This is a genomic window from Natronomonas gomsonensis (assembly GCF_024300825.1).
In the GTDB taxonomy this organism is placed as follows: domain Archaea; phylum Halobacteriota; class Halobacteria; order Halobacteriales; family Haloarculaceae; genus Natronomonas; species Natronomonas gomsonensis.
The window spans coordinates 1,508,685-1,534,323 of sequence record NZ_CP101323.1; the positions used below are offsets into that span (position 1 = coordinate 1,508,685).

Here is a 25,639-nt window from a genome sequence, read left to right on the forward strand (position 1 = left end):
CGCGGACGACACGGCACACTCAAACCCTCGCCGCACCTACCGCCGACAATGGCCACGGACGCACAAATCGCGACCCTCGTCGTCGTCTCCGTCGCCGCCAGTTTCCCCTGTTTTCTGTACGGCGCGTGGATAATGATAGACAACGAGAAGATTACGTGGGGGATTCTCACCTATCATCTGAAGTTCATCCTCACCGGCCTGACGCTGACGACGGTGCCGCTTCTGTTCTGGATGCTCCCGCGCCTGCTCGAACAGTTCGGCGGGTTCGCCGCCGCCCACGCCTTCTTCGGCCTGCAGGCGTACGCGTTCCTCGCGTTCGGCTTCACCGGCATCGTCCGCATCTTCCGGGCGAAGTACGAACACGACCTCTACAGCGAGTACGACGAGGACGTGCTGCTCGACGAAATCGGCGGCGACAACATGGAGTTTTGGCGCCGACGCCTCCGCATCGGCGTCTTCGGCTACGTCGGCTGTTGGCTCATCGCCTTCCTGACCGGCTTTACGCGGTACCTCGGCGCGTACGTGTTCTGACTCACCACTCGCTGCCGTCCGCCAAGTCGACGGCGCTGTCACCCTTCTCCGAAGGGCAGATATCCGCCAACACGCAGTCGTCACAGTCCGGGTTCCGGGCAGTGCAGGTATCCCGTCCGTGACTGATGAGCAAGTGGGTGTACTCCTTCCAGTCGTCTTCGGGGACGATACCCATCAAATCCTCCTCGATGTTCTCCGGGGACTGTTCGTCAGTGAGGCCGAGTCGTCGCGAGATGCGCTGGACGTGGGTGTCGACGACGATGCCCTCGGTGAGGTCGTGGCCGTGCTGGAGAACGACGTTGGCCGTCTTCCGGCCGACGCCGGCGAGGTCGGTCAGCGCCGACATCGTGTCGGGGACCTCACCGCCGTGTTTCTCGACGATGTCTTCACACGCCGAGCGGATGTACTTCGCCTTGTTGTTGTAGTAGGTAATCGAGTTGATGTCCTCGGCGAGTTCCTCCTGGTCGGCCGCGGCGTAGGCCTCAGGCCCGTCGTACTTCTCGAAGAGTTCCGCGGTGACCTTGTTGACGCGTTCGTCGGTACACTGCGCAGACAGCATCACCGCGATGAGCAACTCCAGTCGGTTCGAGAAATCGAGTGAAATCTCGGGGTCGGGGTACTGCTCGTACAGTCGGTCGAGCACCTCGATTGCCTGTCCCTCGCGTGACTCCAGCGGCGTTCCCATACCCGATGGGTGGGTGGCTCCCCCTTTTCGCTATCGGGTTGACGACGTTGTGTGCCATACTGTAACATACTCCCGGTGGTTTCAATTCACTCTCCGCCCACGGGGAGAGTATGCCCGGTCCAGCCTTCCTCCGTGGCGATTCGGTCGACCTCCACACGGTCGAGGAAGACGACCTGCCGTTCCTCCATCGGCTCGTCAACGACCCACGCGTCTGGCGGTCGCTGTTCAACGCCGACCCACAGACGATGGCCGACGAGCAGGCGTTCTACGAGAACGTCGTCACCGCCGACGGCGAGGTCCACCTGCTCATCTGTGCCGACGGCGACCCCGTTGGCATCATTGGCCTCAACGGCATCGACCCGAGTTGGGGCATCGCCGAGGTCGGCTACTACGTCGACCCCGACGCCCACGGGCAGGGGTATGCGACCGCTGCAGTCGCGTTACTCGCCGAGTACGCCTTCGACCAGCGACGCCTAGAAAAACTGAACGCCGACGCCCTCGCGACCAACGAGGCGAGTCAGCGCGTCCTCGAGAAGAACGGCTTCGTCGAGGAGGGTCGCTTCCGGGAACACGGCTACGTCGACGGCGAGCGCGTCGACGTGATTCGGTACGGATTGTTGGCCTCGGACCGCTAGAACGCGGCCGACGACTCCGAGACGCTCTGGCGCCACGAAGCACCCTCGACGGGCGTCGGGGTTTCGGCGTCGCCGTCGGCGCTCGCCTCGAACAGCGCCGAGAGTTGCCACACCTTTCTCCCGGAGTCGTCACACTGCAGACAGACCAACGAGACGCGGTCGAGCGCCTCGATTCGGCAGTCGACGCCGGTCTGTCGTTCGACGAGTTCGCTTGCCGCCGCCGGCAGTGACTCGCTCTCGACGACGCCGCCGGGAGTCACCCACTCGTCGTCGCCGCTGACGGCCAAAACGCCGTCGGCGCCTTCGACGCGAACCCGAACCTCTGCGATGTTACCGCGGCCCTCGATTGATTCGAACTCCTCCCTGTCGACGGACACCGTCGTCTGCTGTACGTCGAATCCTTCGTATCGCTCGTAGAGCGCATCCAGATACGCGGAGACGCCGCCGGAGATATCGGGAGAACTCATTGACGCGTCGACGTTCGGGAGCCACATAAACCCGTCCAATCCGGAATCTCACAGGACGCCGGTAACCGTCGCCGCCTCGATGGCGGCGTCTTCTTCGATGCCGTCACCCAAGATGGTGTAGCGGTCCCGTATCTCGTGGGCCGTCGTCGTCGCTTCGATGAACTGCTCGGGGTCGATGCCGAGGTCCTCGGCGGTCGTCGGCGCGTCGATGCCGGCCAGGGCATCCCTGACGCGGTGCCACTCGCCGCCCTCGCCGCTGTGGAGGTACTCCGTGACGATGGAGGCGACGCCGACCTGATGGCCGTGCAGCGCCGCGCCGGGGGCGATGCGGTCCAACTGATGGGAAATGAGGTGTTCGGCACCCGAAGCGGGCCGCGAGGAGCCCGCAATCGACATCGCCACACCCGAAGACACCAGCGCCTTCACGACCACCCATGCCGATTCCTCTAAGCCGCGTTTGATGGACTCCGACTGTTCGACGAGCATCTCGGCGGTCATCTGTGAGAGCGCGCCGGCGTACTCGCTGTACTCGACGTTCTTCAGCCGGTGGGCCAACTGCCAGTCTTTCACCGCCGTGTAGTTGGAGATGATGTCGGCACAGCCGGCGGTCGTCAGCCGCCACGGCGCCTCCGCGATGAGTTCCGTGTCGGCGATGACCGCAAGCGGCGGGTCGGCGGCGACGGAGTGGCGACTGTCGCCGTCGGGCACCGACCCCCGACCGGAGACGATGCCGTCGTGGCTGGCCGCCGTCGGCACCGAGACGAACCCACACCCGCGCTCGTCGGCCGCCATCTTCGCGATGTCGATGGGCTTGCCACCCCCCAACCCGATGAGGAAACCGGCATCGACCGCTTCGGCTGTCTCCAGAACATCCTCGACGGCGGAGAAGGTGGCTTCCTCGACGATGGCGGTCGCGGGGTCGAAGCCGGCGGCCTCGAAGGCCTCAATGAGGCGGTCTGCGGCCAACTCCTCCGGCGTCGGCGAAGTGACGATGAGCGGCCGCCCGGTGAGATACAACTCGTCGATGACCTCGACGGCGCTGTCGAGGACGCCGTGACCGACGACGACGCTTCGCGGCAGGCGAATCCACGACGACTTCTCGAACATAGCGGACGTGTGCGAGGACGGGTAAAAACCGTTCCCCCTACTGGACCGTCTCCAGTACGTCGAGTAGGCGCGCTTCCGTCTCGCGGTCCGGGCCGTTGTCCTGCCCCGTCCGGTCGGAGTTGCGGTAGTCCTCGACCGTCTCCGCCAACGCCGTCTCGTGGGGCGTCGACTCCCAGCCCAGCGCCCGGAGTTTGCTCGTCTCCAACAGATGCGGGTAGCCGCGATAGATGGGGAAATCGCCCAGCGACAGTCCGACCGCGCCGAGTTCCCGCTCGCTTGCGTGAACCGTCTCGACATCGGTGTCGCAGGCGTCGGCGAGGGACTCGACCCACTCGCCGAGGACGGGCGCGTGGCCGTCGCCGACGTTGTACGCCTCGCCGGCCGCACCCTCCTCGGCGACGGTTCGAAGCGCCGAGGCCACGTCCTTCACGTAGACGAGGTGCCGGAGATTCGTCCCGTCGCCGGGGACGACGATGCGGTCGTGGCTCTCGACGCGGTCTATCCAGTAGTTGAACCGTTCGGTGTAGTCGTAGGGGCCGTAGACGACCGGTGGCCGGACGCTCATCGCGTTCACACCACGGTCGGCGGCGGCGAAGACGGCACGGTCGCCTTCTGCCTTCCGGGGGCCATAGGAGTCCATCGAGTCGTCGACTGCCTGCTCGGTCGAACAGTCACACAGTGCCGTTTCCCCCTCGCGTTTCGGAACCCGCTCGTCGCCGTAGGCCGCCCCCGAGGAGATGTAGACGTAGGCGTCGACATCGCTGAAGATATCGGTCGCCGTGTGGACATCGCGTGGGTAGTAGGCGACACAGTCGACGACCATGTCGGGGTCGATATCGAGTCCCGCCCGGCGGAGTTCGGCCTCGTTGGTCCGGTCGCCGGAGACGTGGGAAACCCGGTCGTCGGCGGCGAAGGGATCGTCGTGGTTGCCGCGGTTGAACATCGTCACGTCGTAGCCGGCATCGAGGAACTCCTCGACGGTGTGTCGGCCGATGAATCGCGTGCCGCCGATGACGAGTGCGTGGTCTGTCATACCGGTGGCTGGTCCCGCGCGGCGAAAAAGGGTGTGGACGGCGAGCGAAGCCTACAGAGAGACGCCGACCGCGACGACGTTCGCCGCCGGCGCGAAGGTTGCAGAGTGCTCCTCGCCGTCGATCATCGCCAGCACTTCGGCGGGGCCGACCTCGTAGGCGTTGGTGTCCTGGGGACTGTCGGGTGATTCGATGAAGTAGGTGAACGTCTTCGAGTCGCCGTCGCCGTCCGGCAAGTCCTCGGCGTCGAAGGTGCCGAAGGAGACGACGCCGTCGCCGTCTTTCTCGCCATCACCGAACGATTCGAGCAGTTCCCACTCCGGCGGGAACGAATCCCGGATTTCGACCGACTCGGCGTCGGCGTCGACCGAATCGACGGTGACGGTGACGCGGTTTGCGCGTCCGCCGGGCGTCACCGACGCATCCACGTTCCGACTCCCGGACGCGGCGAGAGTCGCACCGACGCCGCCGGGCTCGACGCTCCAGTCGTCGACACGGCCGTACTCGCGTTTCGTCTCGCCCGTCTCACGAATCTGTTTAAACCCGAGTGCCGAGGTGAACACGATGTTCCCGAGGAAGGTCACCGCGTAGTTCTGCAGGCCGAAGGGATGGAGGTTCGCCTGCGTCGCCGGCGGGAGCAGCGAAGAGATGTAGTGGATTCCGCGGCCGCTGTCTGTGCTCTCGGTGACCGAGCCGGTCGCTACCAGCCCGTTGGTTCGCGCTGCGACGGAGGCGACACCCTGGTTGGCCGCCGAGAGGAAGGCAGACTCATCGAGGAGGTCCATCGGTGCCGAACCGCTAACTTGGTAGCCGAGCGGCTGGACCTTCCAGAGTTGGTCCTGGATGGGTCGGACGCTGTCGTCGAACAGCGGATGGTCGAGGTTCTTGTCGCTGTACTCGGCGACGTTGAGGAACTGCCGCTGGACGTTCGACTCGCCGATGGCAGACCCATCGAACAGGTCGTTGTCGAGTTCCGGCAGGACGTAGGTTCCCGTGTCGGTGACGACGAGGTTGCCACCCGAGTCGACGAAGTCGTCGAGGGCGCCGGTGTAGGTGTCGTCGGTGACGCCCTCGGCGATGTCGGCGTTCGCGTTGACGTTCCCCGAGACGCCCTCGGAGATGCGGTCGGTCGGCGAGACGTAGTCGTGGATGAGGACCGCGTGGTCGTACTCGGCGAGTGCTCCCTGTTTTACCTCCTCGACGGTGACCGGATCGACGGTACCATCGTCGATGAACGTCCGCAGGGTTCCGCGCTTCTCGGCGGACTGGTAGTCCTCGAAGAACTGGAACGGCGTCACGTCGTAGGCAATCTGTTCGTATCCCTCGTTGCCCCAGTTGTCGACACTCTTGGGGTCGGGGTTGCCCTGAGCGGCCAGCGTCCACCGCTGCATCTCGACGAGTTGGCCGGCCTCCTGGTAGTTGGCGATGCGGAGCGTCCACGTGCCGGGTTCGGGGTCGCTGACGGTGAACTCCGGTAAGCCACAGCACTTGCCGCCGACACGCTCGTCGGTGACGCCCTCGAACTCGTACACCGTCTCGCCGGACGGCGAGAGGAGTTCGAGGTCCGCGATGACGTCCTGTCCGTGGAGGTGGACGCCCATGCTGTTGAGGTTCGTCTCCGTCACGTCGAAGGTCAACTCGGTTCGGTCGGCCGCGAGTTCGGTCTCCTCGGTCGTATCGTAGAACTGGGTTTCGGGGTCGAAACTGAGTTGACTCTCCGTCCGTCGCAGGGCGTCGTCGGCACTGCCCGGTTCGCCCGTCGTGATGTAGGCAACCGACTCGCCGCCGGTCTCGGTTTCGGTGCTGAACTGCTCTTCGGTCGTCGGCGTGTCGGTGTTGTTGACCGCGAACTGCGTGATGGTTCGGATGGCTGCCCGGTAGCCAGTGACCTCCATCTCGAACAACTCGGGGTTGTAGACGTTGCCACCGAGCATGTGGTTGAACGACATCTCGAAGTCCAGCGTCGTCATGTCCAGCCCGATGGGTTCGGGGTGAGCCATCCAATCGAGGAACGCCCCCGAGACCGTGTAATCGAGGGTGTCGTAGATGGTGGCGTAGTCGAATGCGCTCTCCGGGACGACGCCGAACAACACCGGAGATATCTGTTCGTCGCCGATGAGGTCGACACGGGCCTGTCCGACGGTCTCCCAGGTGTCGAGGGCCTCCGCCAGCGTGTCGTTGATGTTGAGACACATCTCGTAGACCTCATGCAGTTCACGGGTGTTGAACTGGTCTTGGCTGATGAGCCCCAACACGAAGTTGTTGAACACGGGGCCGCCGTGGAGGTCCGCGCCGTAGTTGAGGTTCTCGTAGCCCTGGAAGTAGTCGACGAGCGCCTTCGCGTCCGGAACCTTCTCGTTGACGAAGGTGGGTTCCTCGCCCTCGTAGTTGGCGGGTGCCGCCGGGTAGTGTGAGGGGTTGATGTAACCGACGGCCGGATACTGTCGGTTCGTGTCGAACACCTCGGCGTTGCCGCGTTCGTACAGCGGTGCGGCCGGTGCCCGTGGAAGTCCCGTCCCCGGACCGCCGACCTGCCATCCGGAGTCGTACTGGGGGTTCCGAACCGCCCAGCCGTCGGGGTTGACGAAACCGATGATGACGACCACATCGTCGAGTAGCGGTTCGAGTTTCGCGTCGCTTCCGGGCACGTCCGGCTCGGAGCCGCGGGCGGCGTTCTCCAACACCCGAGCGCCAGTCTCGCGGCCCGCCATCTCCAGCCCGTGCAGCGAACACGAGAAGAACACCTTCTCTTTGTCCTCGAAGTCCGTCGTCGAATCGAAGTTCGTCAACTCGACGACGTACATCCCCTTCGGGTCGGGGCGGTCGGTGATGGTGTTGGTGTGGCCCGGCGACTGACCGACGTTCTTCACTCGGATTCGGTCGGGGTAGCGCTCTTCGAGCACGCCGAGGCCGTCTTTCAGTTGCTCGAAACCGATGTAGTCGACCGACCGCCGCGGTTCCGGAAAGACGCCGAGCGGGTAGTAACCAATTCGCCAGAAGGGGTTCGACCCCGGCGCGAACTGGAACTCCGATGCCGACGGCAACTCCGCGAGCGTCGAGGCCTGTGTCGTCGTCAACTGGGCGTAGCCGGCCGGCTCCGGCGACGTGATGGTCTCCGTCTCGACATCGAGGAGCCCCTCCATCGCTGTCGGGCCGCTGGCGTCCGAAAACCGGACCAGCGTCGGTACCTCGTAGTCCTCGGGCGTGTGGTTCAGTACGTACTGATACTCCGTCGAGAACGCCGAGGCGCTTGCGTCGGCCGTCGCGTTCCCGGGAAGCGTCAGGGCGGCACCGGTCGCCGCCGACAGTTGCATGAACCGCCGGCGCGACACCGGCGAACCGTCGAATGGGTCGTCGTTGCTCATGGGTCTCTCACACGAGCAGACCCACTATCACTTACAAAACGTTGTGACAAACCTATCCAAACAAACCCACTTTTTGCACGAGAACCGGTGTCGCGCGCCGTCCGGCGCGCGACCCGCGTTCTCGGCAAAAACGTGGGGAAAATAGCGCGTACTCCTTCTGCTCGCTTCGCTCGCGCCAGTCCGTGCGCGCTACCGATGCCGAACGCCGAAGGCGTGAGGCATCGGGGAAACGCCTCGTGGTTCGAAAGACGCCGCAGGCGTCTTTCGTCATCACGAGAGAGCTGCGCTCTCTCGAACGACTTCGCTCGGCGTACATCACCATCCGTTGTATGTCCAGCATCCGCGAGCGACCGTAGGGAGCGAGCGGTTCGCCGGCGACGAGGCCGAAGGCCGAGTCGCCGGATAGTTTTTCCCCAAGTTTTTGCGAGGTGGGGTTCCCGCAGCGAGCGAAGCGAGCGAGGAAACCCCACCTCGTAAAAAGTGGGTGTTAGTCGTCGCTCGCCACGTGACCCGTCTGGTCGGCGGCGGCGTCGGGCGTCGCCGAATCCGGCAGGGAGTTCCGCACGTCGGCCTCCTCGCGCTCTTCGATGATGTCGGCGTAGGCGTCGGGCAGCACCTTCACGAACTTCGGCAGTTCCTCCTCCCAGTTGTCGAGGATGTACTCGGCGCGGTCCGAGTCGGTGTAGGCGACGTGGTTCTCCAGCAGGCGCCGGAGCATCTCACGGTCCTTCGCGTCGAGTTCGTCCATCGTCGACACCATGCCGTAGTTGACCTTCTCCTCGAAGTCGCCCTCGCGGTCGAGGACGTAGGCGACACCGCCGGACATCCCGGCGGCGAAGTTCTTGCCCGTCTGGCCGAGGCAGGCGACGACGCCGCCGGTCATGTACTCACAGCCGTGGTCGCCGACCGATTCGACGACGGCCTTCACGCCGGAGTTGCGGACGCCGAAGCGCTCGCCGGCCATCCCGTTGATGTAGGCCTCACCCTGCGTGGCGCCGTACAGCGCGACGTTGCCGATGAGGATGTTCTTTTCGGGTTCGTAGGGGGCGTCGTTGGGCGTGTTGACGACGAGTTTGCCGCCGGAGAGCCCCTTGCCGACGTAGTCGTTTGCGGTGCCGGTCAACTGCATCGTCACGCCGTCTTGCAGGAACGCGCCGAAACTCTGTCCGGCGGTGCCGCCGAAGTCGACGGTGATGGTGTCGTCCGGCAAGCCCTCGGTGCCGTAGGCCTTCGAGATGTGGTTCGACAGCGTCGCGCCGACCGCCCGGTTGACGTTCGAGATGTCGCTGTCGATGTGGACCGGTTCGCCGGTTTCGATTGCGTCCTCGGCCTCCTCGATGAGGTCCCAGTCGAGGGCCTCGTCGATTTCGTGGGCCTGGGGGTCCGTCTTCGTCCGCTGGTCGCCCGCGGGTTCGGCGAGAACCGCCGAGAGGTCGAGTTTCTTGGCCTTCTCCTGTTCGACATCGTCGCGCTGTCGAAGCGTATCGACCTGTCCGACCATCTCCTCGACGGTCTCGAAGCCGAGGTCGGCCATGATTTCTCGCAGTTCCTGAGCGATGAACGTCATGTAGTTGACGACGTGCTGTGGTTCGCCGGGGAACCGCTGGCGGAGTTCTTCGCGCTGGGTCGCGACGCCGACCGGACAGGTGTTCTCGTGGCACTGTCGGGCCATCACACAGCCGGAGGTCACGAGCGGTGCGGTGCCGAAGACGTACTCCTCGGCGCCGAGTAAGGCGCCGACGGCCACGTCGTAGCCGGTCTTCATCCCGCCGTCGACGGTGACGCGGATGCGCGAGCGCAGGTCCGTCGAACAGAGCATCTGGTTGGCCTCCGCGAGGCCGAGTTCCCACGGCAGGCCGGCATTTTTAATCGAGGTTTTCGGTGAGGCGCCGGTCCCCCCGGAGTGTCCCGAGATGTGGACCACATCAGCGTTGGCCTTCGCAACCCCCGCCGCAATCGTGCCGATACCGGCCTCCGAGACCAGTTTGACGTTGATGTCGGCCTCGGGGTTTGCGGCCTTGAGGTCGTGGATGAGTTGCTTGAGGTCCTCGATGGAGTAGATATCGTGCAGCGGCGGCGGCGAGATGAGACCGACGCCCGGCGTCGAGTACCGGACGTGGGCAATCATCTCGTTGACCTTCCGGCCGGGAAGGTGGCCGCCTTCACCGGGTTTCGAACCCTGTGCCATCTTGATTTGAATCTCGTCGGCGTTGGTGAGGTAATCAGAGGTGACGCCGAAGCGGCCGGAGGCGACCTGTTTGACGCTGCATTCCTTTTCAGTGTTGAACCGCTCGGGCGGTTCGCCACCCTCGCCGGTGTTGGATTTGCCGCCGAGGCGGTTCATCGCGATTGAGTTGTTCTCGTGGGCCTCCGGCGAGAGGCTGCCGAGGCTCATCGCGGCCGTCGAGAACCGCTTGACGATGTCTTCGACGGGTTCGACCTCGTCGATGTCGACGGGGTCGCGGTCGGAATCGAACTCCAGCAGGCCGCGGAGCGTCTGGAGGTTCTCCGTCTGGTCGTTCATCAGTTCGGCGAACTCCCGGTACTGCTCGTAGTCGCCCTGTCGGACCGCCTTCTGGAGCGTGCCGACCGACTCGGGGTTCCACTCGTGGAACATCCCCGAAGACCGGTGTTCGTACTCGCCTTGGTGTTCGAGGTCGGGGTCCTCGCCGAAGGCGACCTCGTAGCGCTTCCGGAGGTCCGACTCGATGTCCTCGATATCGACGCCTTCCGTCCGGGCCGTCGTTCCTTCGAAGTACTCGGCGACGAAGTCGGAATCGAGACCGACCGCCTCGAAAATCTGGGCGCCCTGATAGGATTCGACCGTCGAGATGCCCATCTTCGCCATCGTCTTGAGCAAGCCGTCCTCGACGGCCTTGATGTAGGCCTCGATGGCCTTCTCCTCGTCGGCGCCGTCGGGGCCGGCGACGAGGTCCGTGATGGACTGATAGGCGAGGTAGGGGTTCACCGCACCGGCACCGTAGCCGATACACGTCGCGACGTGGTGAACCGCACGCGGGTCGCCGGATTCCAGCACGATACCGACGTGGTTTCGGAGGCCGTTGCGGACGAGGTGGTGGTGGACGCCGCCGGTCGCCAACAGCGCGGGAATCGGAAGCGCCTCGGGGCCGGCCTCGCGGTCCGACAGCACGATGATGTCGTTGTCCCGTGCGGCCTCGGTGGCTTCCTCGCGGATGGCCTCGACGGCCGCTTCGAGGTCGCCGTCGGGGTCGTAGGTGATGTCGAGGACGTACGTCGAGAGTTCGCCGTCATCGCCTGCGAGGTTCTTGATGGACGCCGTCTTCGCGTCGGTCAGGACTGGCGAGTCGACGACGAGCTGTCGGGCGTGGGCTGGCGTCTCGTCCAGTAGATTCCGCTGGTAGCCGAGACGCGACTCCAGTGAGGTGACGAGTTCCTCCCGGATGTAGTCCAGCGGCGGGTTCGTCACCTGTGCGAACAGCTGTTTGAAGTAGGTGAAAAGCGGGCGGTTGAACTGCGAGAGAACGCTGAGCGGCGTGTCGTCGCCCATCGAGCCGACGGGGTCCTTCCCGTCTCGGGCCATGGGCTCCAAGAGGTGGTTCATCTCGTCGTGAGTGTAGCCGTACAGCGCCTGATGGGCGCGGAGGCTCGACACGTCGTCTCGCGGCAGCGCGTCGTCGGATTGGGCGATGTCGTCGATGGTGACCTGCTCGTCGTCGACCCATTCGGCGTACTTGTCGTCGACGAGGTCGTCGAATATTTCCTCGTCGGGGATGACACGGCCCTCCTCTGGGTCGGCGAGGAACAACTGGCCGGGCTGGAGGCGGTCCCGTCGCACGATATCACCGAAGTCGTGTTCGAGGGCACCGGCCTCGCTGGCCATCACGAGCGTGTTGTCGCTGGTCACGTCGTACCGGCAGGGGCGGAGGCCGTTGCGGTCGAGGACGGCACCGACGCGTTCGCCATCGGTCGCGGCGACGAGGGCGGGCCCGTCCCACGGTTCGACCAGCGAAGCGTGGTAGTCGTACCACTCTTGGCGCTCCTCGGGGACGCGGTTGGCCTCCCCACGCCACGCCTCGGGGATTAGCATCCGGAGGGCGTGTGGCATGTCGCGGCCGCCCTGCATCAGGAGTTCGAGGGCGTTGTCGACGGAAGCGGTGTCCGATTGGTTCGGGTCGTTGATGATGGGTCGCAGCGTCTCGATGTCGTCGCCGAAGGCCTCGTCTTCGAGGTCGTCCTCGCGGGCGCGCATCCAGTTGATGTTGCCTTGGATGGTGTTGAACTCGCCGTTGTGGATGATGTTGCGGTAGGGATGGGCGAGGTGCCACGCGCCGAGGGTGTTCGTCGAGAACCGGGCGTGGACCATCGCGAAGACCGATTTCACGCGCTCGTCTCCGAGTTCGGGATAGTAGGCGGGGAGTTGCTCGGCGGTCAGAAGTCCCTTGTAGACGACGGTGTCGCGGTCCAGAGAGCAGACGTAGAAGCGACCGGAGCCGTCGGGGCGACGCTCTTCGATGGTGTTTTCGAGGTCGCGGCGGCCGACATACAGCGCGCGGTCGAAGGCGTCGCCGTCGAGGTCGGAGCGGACGAAACACTGAACGACGGCGGGTTCGGACTCCGTCGCGGTTTCGCCCAACTCGCTGTTGTCCGTCGGCACCTCGCGCCAAGCGAACACGTCGAGTCCGTGGTCCGAAAGGACGGATTCGACGAGGTCCTGTAGATGTGCGGCCTCGTCGGTGTCCTGCGGCATGAACAGCGAACCGACGGCGTACTCGCCGGGCTCGGGGAGGTCGTCGATTTCGTCGGCGAAGAAGTCGTGGGGCGTCTGGAGCATGATGCCAGCGCCGTCGCCGGTGCCTTCGTCGGCACCCGTCGTTCCGCGGTGTTCGAGGTTTTCGAGCAGTTCGATACCGTCCGCGACCGTTCCGTGGGTGACACCGCCGTCGAGGTCCATGACGACGCCGACCCCACAGTTGGCGCGGTAGTCGTCGGAGTCTACGAGTCCGGCCGAACCCGTAGAGGAGTCGATTCGCTCAGGCATACCACACAGTGACGGACACCTCAATAAGAGGCTTCCCCTCAAAGACTAAAGGTTAGTTTACCCCATATAAGGCAATATAATGTCATATTTTTGAATAAACTCAGGCTCGACGGATGGACGGCTCAATCGTCACCGGTGGCCGAATCGGCCATCTCCCGAGACTCCGGCGGCGGGACGATTTCCTCGACGGGGTCGTCGTTGCCGCCGAGTCGTGAGCGGCCGTCACGGACCGTGTGATACGCCGCGATACCCGACACCGTGAGCGCGATACACAGCGCGTATCCGAACCCTGGGACCGAATCGAACGGCGGAACGCCGAGCGCCGCGACGGTGACGAGGGCGGTAAACACGGCGCCGAGGCCGAGGTAGAACTGATTCCACGGGAGGTCGTTCGACGGCACGATGTCGAGGTAGATGTCGAGTTGGCTGACGCGGGGGGTCATCCCGACGACACCGCGGTCGCTGTCGTACTCAACGACGTCCAGTTTCGACATCTTCGGGAGATGGGTCTGATGGAGCGCCGTGTACACGCGTTTGCGCAGTTTCGGCGTCACCGCCTCGCGGTCGATGCCGTTCTCCCACGCCGCGACCTGTTCGGAGAGGTCCCGAACCGTCACCGGTTCCTGTCGCTGTTTGAGGTAGTGAAGTGTGTACCGCCGACGCTGACTACTCAGCGTCTCGAACACCGCTTCCGTCGAGAGCGACTCCGGCACGGAACCGTCTGTGCCGTCTGCGCCGTCGGGGTCGCTCCCCCCAATCCCCCTCTCGTCTGCGGCCATTGCTACCATGTAACTATTCCCCTGTTCGAACCAAACGCGTCCATGTGGTATATACACCACTTATAAATGGTTGCCATATCAGGTGTGAGCGGGTTACGGCCCCCCGGGTTCGGTGAGCGAACGCAGGCTACGTCGGTCCGCGAGCAGGTGACACAGCGAAGTCCCCGCGAGAAACGCCAGTGCCGCGCTGGCCCACAACAACGGGTCCAGAAACGATACCACCGGAATGCCCGCCAGTGCGCCGACGACGAGACAGAGGCCGACGATGCCGATGCCACGATACAGTTCCGACCACGAGATGCCGAACAGCGCGACGGGCGTGGCGTAGTGTCGAACCGACCGGGCCGCGGCGAGCACCCGAACCTCCCGTCTGTCGGCGTCGTAGGACACCAACCCGAGGTCGGCCAACCGCGGGACGTGGGTCTGTCGCAGCGAGTTGTACACGCTCTCACGAAGCGGCGACGGGGGCTGGTCACAGCCCGCTTCGGCCGCCGCGACTGCGTCAGCGAGTCGCGAAACCGACATCGTCCCCTCATGGCTGAGCAGCCGAAGCGCCGTTGCCCGGCGCGGACTGCTCAGTACGCGGTGTACGGTCGTCTCCGAAATACGGTGCTCGGGGTAGCGCCCTGCTACCGTGTCCCCACTCGACATGCACCAACAGAGGCCCACGGGGTAATAACCATGGGGAGCATACCGGTTTCGACCGGTCGGTTTCGCCAGACGGAGAGCCGCCGGAACGGTGACCATACCGGGACGAAAACCGAGCGTTTAGCCGGGTAGGGCCATCGTACCGCTTCGACGAACGGGGCGTTCAGCCGGTCTCAACGCCGCGTTCCGTGCATGGTCCGCTGTCTTTACCTATGCCCCCTCCCCCCAGAGGGAAACCTATCCCGAGGCGTCAGGGAACGACCCACGACCCGCGGGGAGTGAACCAACATGACCGACGACAACAAACCCACGACGTACAGCCTCTCGCGCCGCAAGACACTCGCCGGACTCGGGGCCATCGGCCTCGCCTCCGCCGGCGCCGGGCTCGGCACCTCCGCGTTCTTCAGCGACACCGAGACCTTCGAGAACAACACCCTCACGGCCGGCACGCTCGACATGAACGTCACCGCGACCATCGAGGCAGCCAGCGAATACTTCGAAGACGCAGTCGGGATGAGCCTCACGGCGGACGACAGCGAGGCCGTCGCCGGTCTCGTCGTCGATGACATCAAGCCCGGCGACTGGGCGGTCATCTGCTTCGACATCGAAGTTGGCGACAACCCCGGCTACGTGATGGTCTCGACGGAGAACTTCTCGGAAGACGGCGGCGAGAACCCCGAACCCGAACAGGAAGCCGAAGGCGATACTGACAACGACGCTGACCTCGGCGAATTCCTCCTGACCACGGTCTGGCAGAACTTCCCGGGGTCCGGCAGTTCCAAGGGCGACCTCGCGAACCTCGACCCTGTCTTCAACAACAGTTCGAGCGACGTGGAGCTGTCGGGCGGCTACCAGCCACCCACCGACCTCGACGGCGTCGTCGACGGCGACGTGCACTACACCACCGCACGCGAGGCCAACGACGCACTCGAGAACTACATCATCAAGGACACAAACGGCGACCCGCTTCCAGTCAATGACACCGAAAGCGAAGGTGTCTACTCGTTCTGTCTCCTGCTCGAACTTCCCTTCGAGGTCGGCAACGTCATCCAAGGCGACAGCCTCGGCTTCGACCTCGTCTTCGAGACCGAACAGGTCCGGAACAACGACGATCCGTTCAACAACAGCGTCAGTACGCCGACGCCCACTCCGACCCCCACGCCGACTGGACCCCAATAATCCACCATTAGCATAAACAGACTATCATGACTCAAGACCCAGAACCGAAACTGTACGACCTCTCTCGCCGCAAGATGCTCGCGGGCATCGGCGCGGTCGGCCTCGCTTCGGCGGGTGCCGGCTTCGGCACCTCGGCGCTGTTCAACGACACCGAGACCTTCGAGGAGAACTCCCTCACAGCGGGGGAACTCGACTTGCTCGTCGACTGGCAGCAGACCTACAGCTACTCGATGGGGGGTGAGGAAATCACTACGTTCGTCAACGCACACCCCGACCACGACGGCGACGGTGAACAGTCCATCATCGACCCCCAGACCGAGGAGGTCTCTCGATACACCGACGAGTCCCGCAACCTCGCGGGGCTGAACTGCGAGAACATCCCGCCGCTGTCGGAGGCCGACTTCGGCACGGACCCCATCACCGAAGAACCGATGGAGACGCTCATGCAGTTTAGCGACATCAAGCCCGGCGACGAGGGCGAGGTAACGTTCTCGCTGCACCTCTGTGACAACCCCGGCTACGTCTGGATGCAGGCCTCCGATGTCTCCGAGAGCGGGGGGGACCACCCCGACCCGGAGATGGCCGTCGACGCCGACAACCTCCCGGACCTCGCGGAGGAAATCGCCGTCCGTCTGTGGTACGACGCCGACTGCGACAACGTCTACGACGAGGCCGAACCGGCCGATATCATACTGACGCTGGATTTCTCCGGGTCGATGCTGTACGACCAGTTCGGCGGCGTCGTCAACGAGGAGGAAATCGAGGTCGACGGAGACACCTACGACGAGACGACGAAAATCGATCTCGTCGAGTTGGGCGTCAAGCAGTTCATCGAATACCTCGACGAGTCGAACGCCGACGTGGAGGTGGGCGTCGCCTACTTCGACGGCGAAGGCGCCGACAACGTCGGGCCCCGAGTGGGCCTCCTGGAGGGACTCACCAACGACCTCAGCGCCGTCGACACCGCCGTCTCCGGTCTCCGGCAGAAACTCGCCAACGTCGTCTCCGGCGCGAATAACGACCCGTTCATCAACGACGGCAACGCCGACCCCTCCGCTGGCGGCGGTATCGCCACCGGTACCTACATCGGGGAAGGCGTCAACGAAGCGCAAGTCGAACTCCGTGACAACGGTCGTTCCGGCGTCGAGTACGTGAACATCGTTCTCTCGGACGGCGAGTCGTTCAACGGGCAGGGACCGACGCAGTTCTCTGACCCGACGGAAGCCGCGGACAACGCCCGTGACCCGCAGGGGTCACCGACCCACGGCAGTCCGACGCCGGCCTCGCCCGCGACGAACCTCTACACCATCTCCGTCGGGAGCGCAAACGACAGCGTCCTCCAGTCGATGGCTGGACCCGCCGGCGGCGCGGGCGGTGCGACCGCCTACTTCTTCGACGTGAACGACCCGACCAATATTCCGACCGTCTTCGGCATCCTCTCGAACGCCGTCGGTCCGGAGTCGGAGATATTCAACGGGTCGCTGGCGGATGCACTCGCCGTCCTAGAGAGCGGAAACGGACTCCCGCTCGACGGCAACGTTTCGACGCCGTTCGATGAGTTCGTTGAATCGGCGACCGACGACGACCGTGAACCGTTCGCCGGCGGACAGATGTACTGTCTTGGATTCTCGTGGGAACTGCCCTTCGAGGCCGGCAACGAGGTGCAGGGCGATACGCTGGGTTTCAACCTCGGCTTCTACACCGAACAGGCGCGGTACAACGACGGAAGCGGGTCGGCACAGGCCTGACCCAACGGCACACATCCTACTACCTTCCCACGCTGGCGTACGGGGGTTCGACTCCTCCGGTGGGCATCTCCGCACGCGGAGAACACCTATGACACGAGACAACCAACTGTACGATCTAACCCGGAGAAAGCTACTCGTGGGTGCCGGTGCCGTCGGCCTCGCTTCGGCGGGTGCTGGGCTCGGTACCTCCGCGTTCTTCAGCGACACCGAGAGTTTTGAGGGCAACACCATCACGGCCGGTACGCTCGATTTACTCGTCGGTTACGAGTCGACGTACAACGGCGCTCCAGCCGAGAACCTCGCTCAGATGCCGTCGGGAACGGCCGACGGCCCCGCGGGACTGTTCTACACGCTTGACGACGTGAAACCCGGCGACTCCGGGTCGTTTCAGTTCTGTTTCGAGTTGAACACCAACCCAGCCTATCTCTGGCTGTGCACCGAGGGGACGGAAGACGCCGAAAACGGACAGAACGGCCCCGAAATCACTGCAGAGGGTGTCGACACCGACGGACTCGGTGAACTCGACGACAGCATCCTCGTCGACGCCGCTTACTGCGATTCTGACGGTACGCCGCTCGAGGGGGGCGAAATCGCCTCGGGCGTGACGTTCGCGGGACTCCTCGCGGCGTTCGAATCCGGTACGCCCCTGAACGGCGACGGCGTCGACGCCACCCCGGGTGAGCAGTCGCCGTACCCGGCCAGCAGCGAGCGCGGCGCAACCACCGGACCATGTGTCTGTTTCGAGTGGGAACTCCCCTTCGAGGTTGGCAACGAGGTGCAAAGCGATTCCTTGGCGTTCAACGTCGAATTCCACGCGGTGCAGGCGCGCAACACCAACGGGACGCAGAACCCTTGTGGTGAGGACATCGAAGCGCCGGCCGACGAGCCCCCGAATACGGACTTCGAGGACGGACAGGACAGCGGCTGGCAGCTCTTCGGAGACGCCACGACTTCCGAAGCACAGGTCGTGAGCACCGGCGGTAATCTCGGGGCATACCTCGAGGGAGTCGACACGGCTACCGGCGGTATCTGGTACTTCGATGCCCCGGAATCGTTCCTCGGTGACCAATCCGCGTTCGCCGGCGGAAGTCTAGCCTACGACCTCACACAATCTCCGGCGGGGTCGTTGGTTCGCGACGACATAGTCCTCGTCGGCGGTGGAACGACGCTGACGTACCGCTACGACTCTTCGGCGGATTTCCCAGCGCTAACACCCGCCTGGTCCGAGTACGAGATTCCGCTCGATACGAGTGCAGGCTGGCGAATCGGTACCAGCGGGTCGTACGGGAGCCGAACACCGGCGACATCAACACAAATCGCCGCCGTTCTCGGCGATTTGACGGCGCTCAGGATTCGCGGCGAGTTCGTTAACGGGAACGACACTGGCGGGCTGGATAACCCCCAATTCGTCGCACCGTAGGACGATTTACAGCCGACTTCAACACCGGTACGGATACCCTACCGCTCGCCGACGGAGCGACACTCGACCCATACCTATGCGATATCCTCCCCAGTGGGAGAGCAACACGAGCGGCCGACTGCGGCCGGAGACTGATGAAATGCAATTCACACGACGACAACTGCTGGCAGGAATCGGAGGGGGGACGCTCGCAGCCGGCGGCATCGCCGCGGCTCGGCCAGCCGACCCTACGTTCACGAGATACACCTACGCGGCACCGGATACCGACGACCGCCGGCTCCGCGTCGCGTGGTACGAGCGATACAACGGCGCGTTCCTCGAACACCAAAACGGGACCGAGGCGGTGACGCTCACCGACGCCCTCGACCCGGCGATGGACCCCGAATACGTCGTCGAAGCCAACGGCCCGGTCGTCTCGCTTTCGAACGTCGTCCCCGGGGATAGCGGTACCTTGGTCGTCGGACTCGAAGTCGTCGACGAAGCGGGCGCAGAGGCACTCGATGTCTACGTGCGCGCGGCGCTGACGGAGAATGCGGAAAACCGCGTCAACGGACCCGAACTCGCGGCCGGGGACGACCCCGACAGTGGCGAGGGAGAACTCGGTGCCACGACCGAAGTCGTCCTCTGGCGCGACGACGTGCCGGGTGGCAGTTGTGACGGCCAGTTCCAACCGATGGCCGGCTTCGGCGAGACCGCCATCGCCAAGGGGTCGATGAAGGCGGCGTTCGCGGGGGAGTTGGCAAACGATGGCAAACTCGCAATCGACTGTCTGTCCGTTGGGTCGACCCGGTGTCTCTCGCTGTCGTGGCAGGTCCCACTCGAGGTGGGAAACGTCGTCCAGACCGACAGCATCGGCTTCGACGTCGCCTTCGCCGGTGTCGCCTGTGGCGGCGAGAACCCATTTAGCATGGAGGTGGCCGAATGACGCTCAGCAGACGCCGCGTGTTGGCGGCGCTCGCGACCGCCGGCGGCGCGGGCGTTGTCACCGGTGGCGGGACGGCCGCCCTGTTGAACGACGGCGAACGTCTCACGGGTGCCGTCGGCGCCGGTGCCGTCGACCTCGCAGTCGGCTACGAGGTGTTGGCCGGACCGAACGCGGGAACCACCGGGCGTGACAACGGACCGACGCTCGAACTGCCCGTCGCCGGACTCACCGCGAGCGACGACAGCGGGACGGCACTCGTCAGCGTCTCCCTTCCGGACCTCCCACAGAGCGTCAACAATCCGGCGGCTATCTGGCTTCGGTTGGACTGTGCGGCGGCGTCGGCGCTGTCGGAACACCTCTCGGTTCGGCTCTCGTATGCCGACTGTGAGACGGGTGCTCGCGGCGCTACCATCGCCGACGGCTCGCTTCGCTCCGTCGCCGACGGACTACGGAACGGTGAACTCCTCGACGCCGACACCTCGACGGGGTCGGTCGACTGTCTGACCGACGAACTGTGTTTCCTCGTCGAGTACTGGCTGGACGATGAGTACGTCGGAACCGACGCCACCGCGCTGTCGTTCGACGTCTACGGCGTCCAGTGTCGCAACGACGAGACGAGAGCGAACCCGTTCCCACGGCGGCCGAGTTGTGACACCTACGACCCCTGTGTGTGCTGTGACCGGCTCGGAAAGCTGGAGTTCGAGGACGGAGAGGCCCCGGGAATCGGCGATAGCTACATCGAACCGGGTGTCTACGCGTTCAGCGAAGGGGGCGACGGCTACGAAATCGAGATATACGACACTGTAGAGAAAGACGGTAGCGCCGAAACCACGGCGGTCGCGTTCCGCCTCCGCCGAACCGACGGTGGAACGCCCCCAGCCCTGTGTGAGGTGGGAATCAAGGCGGGCCCCGGTGACCCACGGCTCTACGCCGCCGGGAGCCAGCCGACCAACGACACGGCGTCGCTCGAAGACGGCGGCCTGCTGTACGCCGACGACGACAGGGGAATCAGCCACGTCACCGTCGCCGTCTGCTCGACCGACTGTGAGGAGGAGAACCAATGACCGACGGAACCACCGCAACCGAGGAGGCGACGATGAGCGACACCCAACCGGAACGGGAATCGGCACCGGAGGAGTCCAGACCGGCCACCAGCGGTCGGGTACGCCGTATCGCGGCCGTTCTCGGGTTCGTCCTCATCGTGGCGCTCGTCGTCCCCTTCGTGGTGTTCGCGGTGCCCCAGACCATCGGCGCCGACCACGGGTTCGTCGTCCTCTCGGGCAGTATGGAACCGGCCATCTCGCCCGGTGACGTCGTCATCGTCGCTAGCGGCCCGGTCGCGGTCGGCGACGTCATCACCTACCGGATGGGCAACGAGGTGCCGACGACCCACCGAATCGTCGAGGAAGTCGACGGCGCCTACCGGACGAAAGGCGACGCCAACGAGAACGTCGACGCCGGACTCGTCGACCCCTCGCAGGTCCTCGGGAACGTCGTCGTCGTCATCCCGCTCATCGGCTACGTCATCCTGTGGGCGAACACGACCGTCGGGTTCGCGCTGTTGGTCGTGGTGCCGCTGGTCCTTCTCGGTGGCATGGAGGCGTACCGCTTTCTCCGTGACCCGGAGGAAGAACACGCCACCGCGACCGCGGCGACGGACGGTGGAGCGGGCGCCCCGGACGGAAGTGTGCCTGCCGAGGTGGCTGTGACCGAAACTGAAGACAGCCCCTCTGAAACGTCACCACAGAAGACCGTCGAGGTCGCTGGACTCGACCTGTCGCTGACGCTCTGGGTGCTGTTGGCCTTCGCCGCGTACGCCGGCTACGTGCTCTTCACGGAAGTGAGCCGAACCGGCGTCCCGAGCGCCGTCGGCGTCGGCGTGTTCACCGGCGCACTCGTCGGATTCATGCTGGTCGCCGCGTTGGTGGGCCGAGAGCGTCTCCGCACTCGCCGGCAGGACGCCGAACCGGTTGCCATGACGGACCCGGACGCCGACGGAACCCCCGGAGGTGACTGAGATGGCAAACGACATCGCCGTCGTCGTCGCCGTCGTGGCGGTGTTCGTCGCCGCGACGGTCGGTTCCGCCGGCGGAACGGCTTCGCTGCTGTCCGACCAGGAATCGGTGACCGTTCCCGTCAGTGCCGACGTGGCGCCGCCAATCCAGCCAGTCGAGGACGACAATGACACAGGCCCTTCGGCCGAAGGGTTCTCGCCGCCGTCAGCCGGTCCACCCGGAGGACCGACCGCGTTCGCACGCGGAGGTGGCCCCGGTGGCGACAGCCTCGATAGCGATACCAGCGCCCCGACGACGGTATCGGCCGACGACGAACAGCCGGACGGCGAGCAGCCACCCACCGAACAGGCTGACGACTCACCGACGGTCGAAAACGGCTCCAGCGACGGAACGGCCCCGGACGGAGAACCCACCGAGGAACCGGGCGAAAACACGCCCGAGTCGAACGACGAGGAAGACGGTTCGACGACCGAGGACGAATCGGATGCCGGTTCACAATCCACTGACGGGTCCGGTGATGCCGAACCCGAGGGCGAGACGTCGGAAGACGCCGGCGAGGCGGACGCTGACGGTGCCGACGCCGACAGTGCCGACGATACCACGGACGACGAGGACGCCGGTACCGACGCCGAGACCGAAGAGCAGACCGACGACGGTGCTGACTCGACCGACGGTGACACGGAGACGCCAGAAGCCGACGAACAGTCCACCGACGATGGCGAGCAGTCTCCCGACGATGGACAAGCCACCGACGAGCAAGCGGACGACTCGACGGAGGACGATGTCGAAACCGAGTCGACCGACTCCGACGACGAATCCGCGAACGACACCTCATCCACCGACGGTAGCGACACTGACGGGGCAGTCACCGACGATGAGACGGCAGATGAGGATACGACAGACGGCGGGACGGAAGACGACGGGACGACCGACGGCGACACTTCGACCGACGGGACGACTGATGGAGAGACCTCCGGAGCGACCGCCGACGAAACGGACGCCTCGACGAGCGACGCCGAAAGCGAGTCCACGGACGAAGACACCGACGAGTCAGACGCCGCCGCTGACACAACCGTGTCCGGCGAGTCCTGATGCGTATCCGCGGGGTTCCGACCGTCGGCTTGCTCGTGACGCTCCCGGGGATGCGCCCCGGGGCGAATCGCCGCAACGCGCTGGTGGCGCTGACGTATCTGTTCGCGCTGCTGCTCGTGATTTCACGGCTGTTGTAGGTACCGGCCGAAAAATCGAACCGCGCGCTCAGTAACTCTTCGCGAAGTACGCCGTCTCGACGGCTTCCTCCTCACAGATACCGCAGGTGTCGTGGACGGGCCCTTCGTCCTCGTCGAGGGGGAGCATCACGATTTCGGCGGCGATTTCGTCCTTGATGGCCGTCTCACAGTCTTCGTCACCACACCAGCCGGTCTTGACGTACCCGCCGTGTTGGCCGATGGTGCCGAGGATTTCGCCGCGGCCGTGGGCCTCGCGGATGTTCTCTTCGAGGTTCTCCTCGGCGGCGGCGTACAGTTTGGCGTACACCGTCTCCAGTGCTTCGTCGACCGACTCGACGATGCTGTCCGCGTCGGCAACCTCGCTTTCGCCGTCGGGGCGGTGGACGAGCGTTGCTTCGCCGTCTTCGACCTCGTTGGGGCCGATTTCGATGCGGAGCGGGATGCCGTTGAGTTCGTGTTCGTTGAACTTGAAGCCGGGGTTGCGCTCGTCGCGATCGTCCAACTCCACGCGGAATTGCTCGTCGAGGTCGGCGGCGAGGCCGGCGGCGTACTCCTTGACCTCGTCTTCGGTGTCGGCTTGCCAGATGGGAACGACGACGACCTGCGTGGGCGCCAGCGCGGGCGGGATGACCAGTCCCTGGTCGTCGGAGTGGGTCATGATGAGCGCGCCGAGTGCGCGCCACGACAGCCCCCACGAGGTGGTGTGAGCGATGCGTTCTTCCTCGTCTTCGTCGGTGAAGGTGATATCGAAGGCCTCCGCGAAGGAGGTGCCGAGGTGGTGGGAGGTGCCGGCCTGTACCGACTTGCCGTCGGGCATCAGCGCCTCTATCGTGGTGGTCGTGTCCGCGCCGGGGAACTTGTCATGTTCGGGCTTGCGGCCGGTCATCCCGGGGATGGCCATGACCTCCTCGTACAGTCGCTCGTACTGGCCGAGGCGGGTCATCGTCTCCTCCCAGGCGTCCTCGCTGGTGGCGTGGGCGGTGTGGCCCTCCTGCCAGAGGAACTCCTTGGTCCGGAAGAACGGCTTCGTCTCGGTGGCCTCCCAGCGGACGACGCTACACCACTGATTCAGCCGCAGGGGCAAATCCCGGTAACTGCGGACCCACTCGGCCATGAACGGCGCGATGATGGATTCGCTGGTCGGTCGGACGGCGAGTCGCTCTTCGAGTTCGTCGTGGCCGCCGTGAGTCACCCACGCGACTTCGGGGTCGAACCCCTCGACGATGTCCTTCTCCCGTTCGAGATACGACTCGGGGATGAACATCGGGAAGTAGGCGTTGTCGACGCCTGTCTCCTTGAACCAGCCGTCGAGGTGGTCCTGTAGTCGCTCCCACAGCGCGTAGCCGCGGGGACGGGTGACGATGAACCCGCCCATCGGCGCGTAGTCCGCGAGGCCGGCCTTCTGGACGACCTCGGCGTACCACTCGCCGGGACTGTGCTCCTTGCTCTCGGTGATGCCGAGTTCCTGCTCGCCGCTCATACCTGAACGTCCTGCAGGCTGGTATTAAACCCGGCGTATCCGTGGGAACGGCTCAGATGCCCCACTCGATTCGGTCCCACGCCCGCTCGTAGGCGAAGTACGTCCCCGTCTTGAGGACGTTCGCGACGAGGCCGATGCTGAGCGCCTCGCCGACGTTGCCGACGACGAAGAAGGCGACGGTCACGGTGATGACGACCATGAACAACCGGTAGCCGACCGTCTTGACGACCGCCCGCGAGAGTCGCTGGTGTGGTCGCCGCCGGAGCGCGTCCATATGAGGAGTCGTTCCGCCATCTACGTAACTCTAGGGAATTGATTTTCGAGAATTTGTAACTCTATTTGGTTACGCTTACAAGAGCATCTGCAATCCGACGAGCACTACCATTCCGACGACGATGGTCGCGAAGATGCTCTCGGTCCGCCAGGCGACGACTGCAGCGACAGTGCCGGCCAGCAGGCGCTCGTTGCCGAGCGAGACGGACGGAGTGCCATCGACGATGACGAGGGCGGGGAGGACCAGCGCCGCCAACACCGCCGCCGGGACGAACCGAAGCGCCCGTTCGACGCCGTCAGGAACCTCCGAGAGGTACTCGAAGAGGAAGATAAAGGAGAACCGAATCAGGAAGGTCCCGACGCCCGCCACGGCGATGGCGAGCCACACCGTCGCGGAGTCAGTCATCGAAACCACCCCGTTTCGACGACCAAGCCGGCAACGACGCCGGTGACGGCGCCGGTGATGAGACCGAGATTGAGGGGGAGGCCGGCCCCGATGACCGCGATGGACCCGCCGACCCCGGCGGCGACCGCACTCGGAGAGTCGGTAATCGTCGGCACCAAGATAGCGAGAAACGTCAACGGCACGGCGAACTCAAGCGGCAGGGATTCGGGGACGCGGGCGCCCACGACGACGCCGATGACCGTACAGATTTGCCAGACGACCCACAGCGGCACCGCCGTCCCGAGGTAGTACCACTTCCGGTCGACCGACTCGTCGGCGCGGAACTCCGTCACCGACAGCGCATACGCCTGGTCGGTCAGGACGTACGCCATCCCAGCGCGCCACCGCGTCGAGAACTCCTGTAGATACGGCGCCAGCGAGGCGCTGTACATCGTCATCCGGAGGTTGATGACGAGAATCGTCACGACGACGACTGCTGCGGGTGCGTTCTCACCGAGCAACTCGATTGCGGCCAACTGGGAGGCGCCGGCGAAGACGAGAACGGACAGTCCGACCGCGTGCAACCCGGAGAGGCCGACCCGGACGGCCGCCGCACCGGCGACGAGACCGAAGGGAACGATGCCGACCATGACCGGCGCGACGGTCCGGGCGCCATCCAGAAACGACGCACGTCGCGAAGACATTACGTCCCGCTAC

At 64.8% G+C, this 25,639-nt stretch carries 22 protein-coding genes; 10 read left to right on the forward strand and 12 right to left on the reverse strand.

The window, feature by feature from the left end; all coding sequences use genetic code 11:
• The first annotated feature begins 48 nt into the window (after nt 1–48).
• Nucleotides 49–531: a DUF7321 family protein gene (locus NMP98_RS08305; RefSeq protein WP_254861045.1), complete on the forward strand. Its 483-nt coding sequence runs from the start codon at nt 49–51 to the stop codon at nt 529–531.
• 1 nt (nt 532) lies between these two features.
• Here NMP98_RS08305 and nth read toward each other — a convergent pair whose 3' ends face one another.
• Complete coding sequence (nth, locus tag NMP98_RS08310; protein ID WP_254861046.1) at nt 533–1,216, reverse strand: endonuclease III; 684 nt, start codon at nt 1,214–1,216, stop codon at nt 533–535.
• Nucleotides 1,217–1,326: 110 nt separating this feature from the next.
• Here nth and NMP98_RS08315 point away from each other — a divergent pair, with 110 nt between their 5' ends.
• Nucleotides 1,327–1,851, forward strand: coding sequence for a GNAT family N-acetyltransferase (locus tag NMP98_RS08315; protein ID WP_254861047.1), 525 nt, complete (start codon nt 1,327–1,329; stop codon nt 1,849–1,851).
• On the opposite strand, the gene NMP98_RS08320 is transcribed toward NMP98_RS08315, so the two are convergent.
• The 7 genes from NMP98_RS08320 to NMP98_RS08350 all read right to left on the reverse strand — a co-directional run bounded on the left by NMP98_RS08320 (nt 1,848) and on the right by NMP98_RS08350 (nt 14,271).
• Nucleotides 1,848–2,318 (reverse strand): NUDIX hydrolase, encoded by a 471-nt coding sequence (locus tag NMP98_RS08320; RefSeq protein ID WP_254861048.1) that lies wholly within the window; start codon nt 2,316–2,318, stop codon nt 1,848–1,850. The genes NMP98_RS08315 and NMP98_RS08320 overlap by 4 nt on opposite strands.
• Nucleotides 2,319–2,366: 48 nt before the next feature.
• Nucleotides 2,367–3,425, reverse strand: a complete 1,059-nt coding sequence (locus NMP98_RS08325) for an NAD(P)-dependent glycerol-1-phosphate dehydrogenase (protein ID WP_254861049.1) — start codon at nt 3,423–3,425, stop codon at nt 2,367–2,369.
• A 37-nt stretch (nt 3,426–3,462) separates the two neighbouring features.
• Nucleotides 3,463–4,458, reverse strand: coding sequence for an NAD-dependent epimerase/dehydratase family protein (locus NMP98_RS08330; RefSeq protein ID WP_254861050.1), 996 nt, complete (start codon nt 4,456–4,458; stop codon nt 3,463–3,465).
• A gap of 51 nt (nt 4,459–4,509) precedes the next feature.
• A complete protein-coding gene (locus tag NMP98_RS08335; protein ID WP_254861051.1) occupies nt 4,510–7,821 on the reverse strand; it encodes a M14 family metallopeptidase in 3,312 nt (1,103 codons plus the stop codon).
• 487 nt (nt 7,822–8,308) lie between these two features.
• Nucleotides 8,309–12,841 carry a glutamate synthase large subunit gene (gene gltB, locus NMP98_RS08340; protein WP_254861052.1) on the reverse strand — a complete coding sequence of 1,511 codons (4,533 nt, stop codon included), beginning with the start codon at nt 12,839–12,841 and terminating at the stop codon, nt 8,309–8,311.
• A gap of 122 nt (nt 12,842–12,963) precedes the next feature.
• The gene (locus NMP98_RS08345) at nt 12,964–13,620 is read right to left on the reverse strand and encodes a DUF7344 domain-containing protein (protein ID WP_254861053.1); all 657 of its coding nucleotides are present in this window, start codon (nt 13,618–13,620) and stop codon (nt 12,964–12,966) included.
• Between the two features lie 93 nt (nt 13,621–13,713).
• Entirely contained in the window at nt 13,714–14,271 is a 558-nt protein-coding gene (locus NMP98_RS08350) for a DUF7344 domain-containing protein (protein ID WP_254861054.1), read from the reverse strand.
• Nucleotides 14,272–14,556: 285 nt separating this feature from the next.
• On the opposite strand from NMP98_RS08350, the gene NMP98_RS08355 reads away from it, so the two are divergent.
• The 8 genes from NMP98_RS08355 (at nt 14,557) to NMP98_RS08390 (ending at nt 22,784) form a co-directional block, all read left to right on the forward strand.
• A complete protein-coding gene (locus tag NMP98_RS08355) occupies nt 14,557–15,447 on the forward strand; it encodes a SipW-dependent-type signal peptide-containing protein (protein WP_254861055.1) in 891 nt (296 codons plus the stop codon).
• Between the two features lie 26 nt (nt 15,448–15,473).
• A complete protein-coding gene (locus tag NMP98_RS08360) occupies nt 15,474–17,195 on the forward strand; it encodes a SipW-dependent-type signal peptide and vWA domain-containing protein (protein WP_254861056.1) in 1,722 nt (573 codons plus the stop codon).
• A gap of 88 nt (nt 17,196–17,283) precedes the next feature.
• On the forward strand, nt 17,284–18,615 hold the full coding sequence (locus tag NMP98_RS08365; protein ID WP_254861057.1) for a laminin B domain-containing protein: 1,332 nt from the start codon (nt 17,284–17,286) through the stop codon (nt 18,613–18,615).
• A 139-nt stretch (nt 18,616–18,754) separates the two neighbouring features.
• Nucleotides 18,755–19,540, forward strand: a complete 786-nt coding sequence (locus NMP98_RS08370; RefSeq protein WP_254861058.1) for a hypothetical protein — start codon at nt 18,755–18,757, stop codon at nt 19,538–19,540.
• On the forward strand, nt 19,537–20,604 hold the full coding sequence (locus NMP98_RS08375) for a hypothetical protein (protein ID WP_254861059.1): 1,068 nt from the start codon (nt 19,537–19,539) through the stop codon (nt 20,602–20,604). Before NMP98_RS08370 ends, NMP98_RS08375 begins: the two co-directional genes overlap by 4 nt.
• Nucleotides 20,601–21,557 carry a signal peptidase I gene (locus NMP98_RS08380; RefSeq protein WP_254861060.1) on the forward strand — a complete coding sequence of 319 codons (957 nt, stop codon included), beginning with the start codon at nt 20,601–20,603 and terminating at the stop codon, nt 21,555–21,557. Before NMP98_RS08375 ends, NMP98_RS08380 begins: the two co-directional genes overlap by 4 nt.
• 1 nt (nt 21,558) lies before the next feature.
• Entirely contained in the window at nt 21,559–22,647 is a 1,089-nt protein-coding gene (locus NMP98_RS08385) for a midas domain-containing protein (RefSeq protein WP_254861061.1), read from the forward strand.
• A complete protein-coding gene (locus NMP98_RS08390; protein WP_254861062.1) occupies nt 22,647–22,784 on the forward strand; it encodes a hypothetical protein in 138 nt (45 codons plus the stop codon). Before NMP98_RS08385 ends, NMP98_RS08390 begins: the two co-directional genes overlap by 1 nt.
• 28 nt (nt 22,785–22,812) lie before the next feature.
• Here the strand turns inward: NMP98_RS08390 and proS are convergent, their stop codons facing one another.
• The 4 genes from proS to NMP98_RS08410 all read right to left on the reverse strand — a co-directional run bounded on the left by proS (nt 22,813) and on the right by NMP98_RS08410 (nt 25,626).
• Nucleotides 22,813–24,264 carry a proline--tRNA ligase gene (gene proS, locus NMP98_RS08395; RefSeq protein ID WP_254861063.1) on the reverse strand — a complete coding sequence of 484 codons (1,452 nt, stop codon included), beginning with the start codon at nt 24,262–24,264 and terminating at the stop codon, nt 22,813–22,815.
• A 52-nt stretch (nt 24,265–24,316) separates the two neighbouring features.
• Nucleotides 24,317–24,538 (reverse strand): DUF2061 domain-containing protein, encoded by a 222-nt coding sequence (locus tag NMP98_RS08400; protein ID WP_254861064.1) that lies wholly within the window; start codon nt 24,536–24,538, stop codon nt 24,317–24,319.
• A gap of 75 nt (nt 24,539–24,613) precedes the next feature.
• Nucleotides 24,614–24,943, reverse strand: coding sequence for an AzlD domain-containing protein (locus tag NMP98_RS08405; protein ID WP_254861065.1), 330 nt, complete (start codon nt 24,941–24,943; stop codon nt 24,614–24,616).
• Entirely contained in the window at nt 24,940–25,626 is a 687-nt protein-coding gene (locus NMP98_RS08410; RefSeq protein WP_254861066.1) for an AzlC family ABC transporter permease, read from the reverse strand. Before NMP98_RS08410 ends, NMP98_RS08405 begins: the two co-directional genes overlap by 4 nt.
• Nucleotides 25,627–25,639 lie beyond the last annotated feature (13 nt).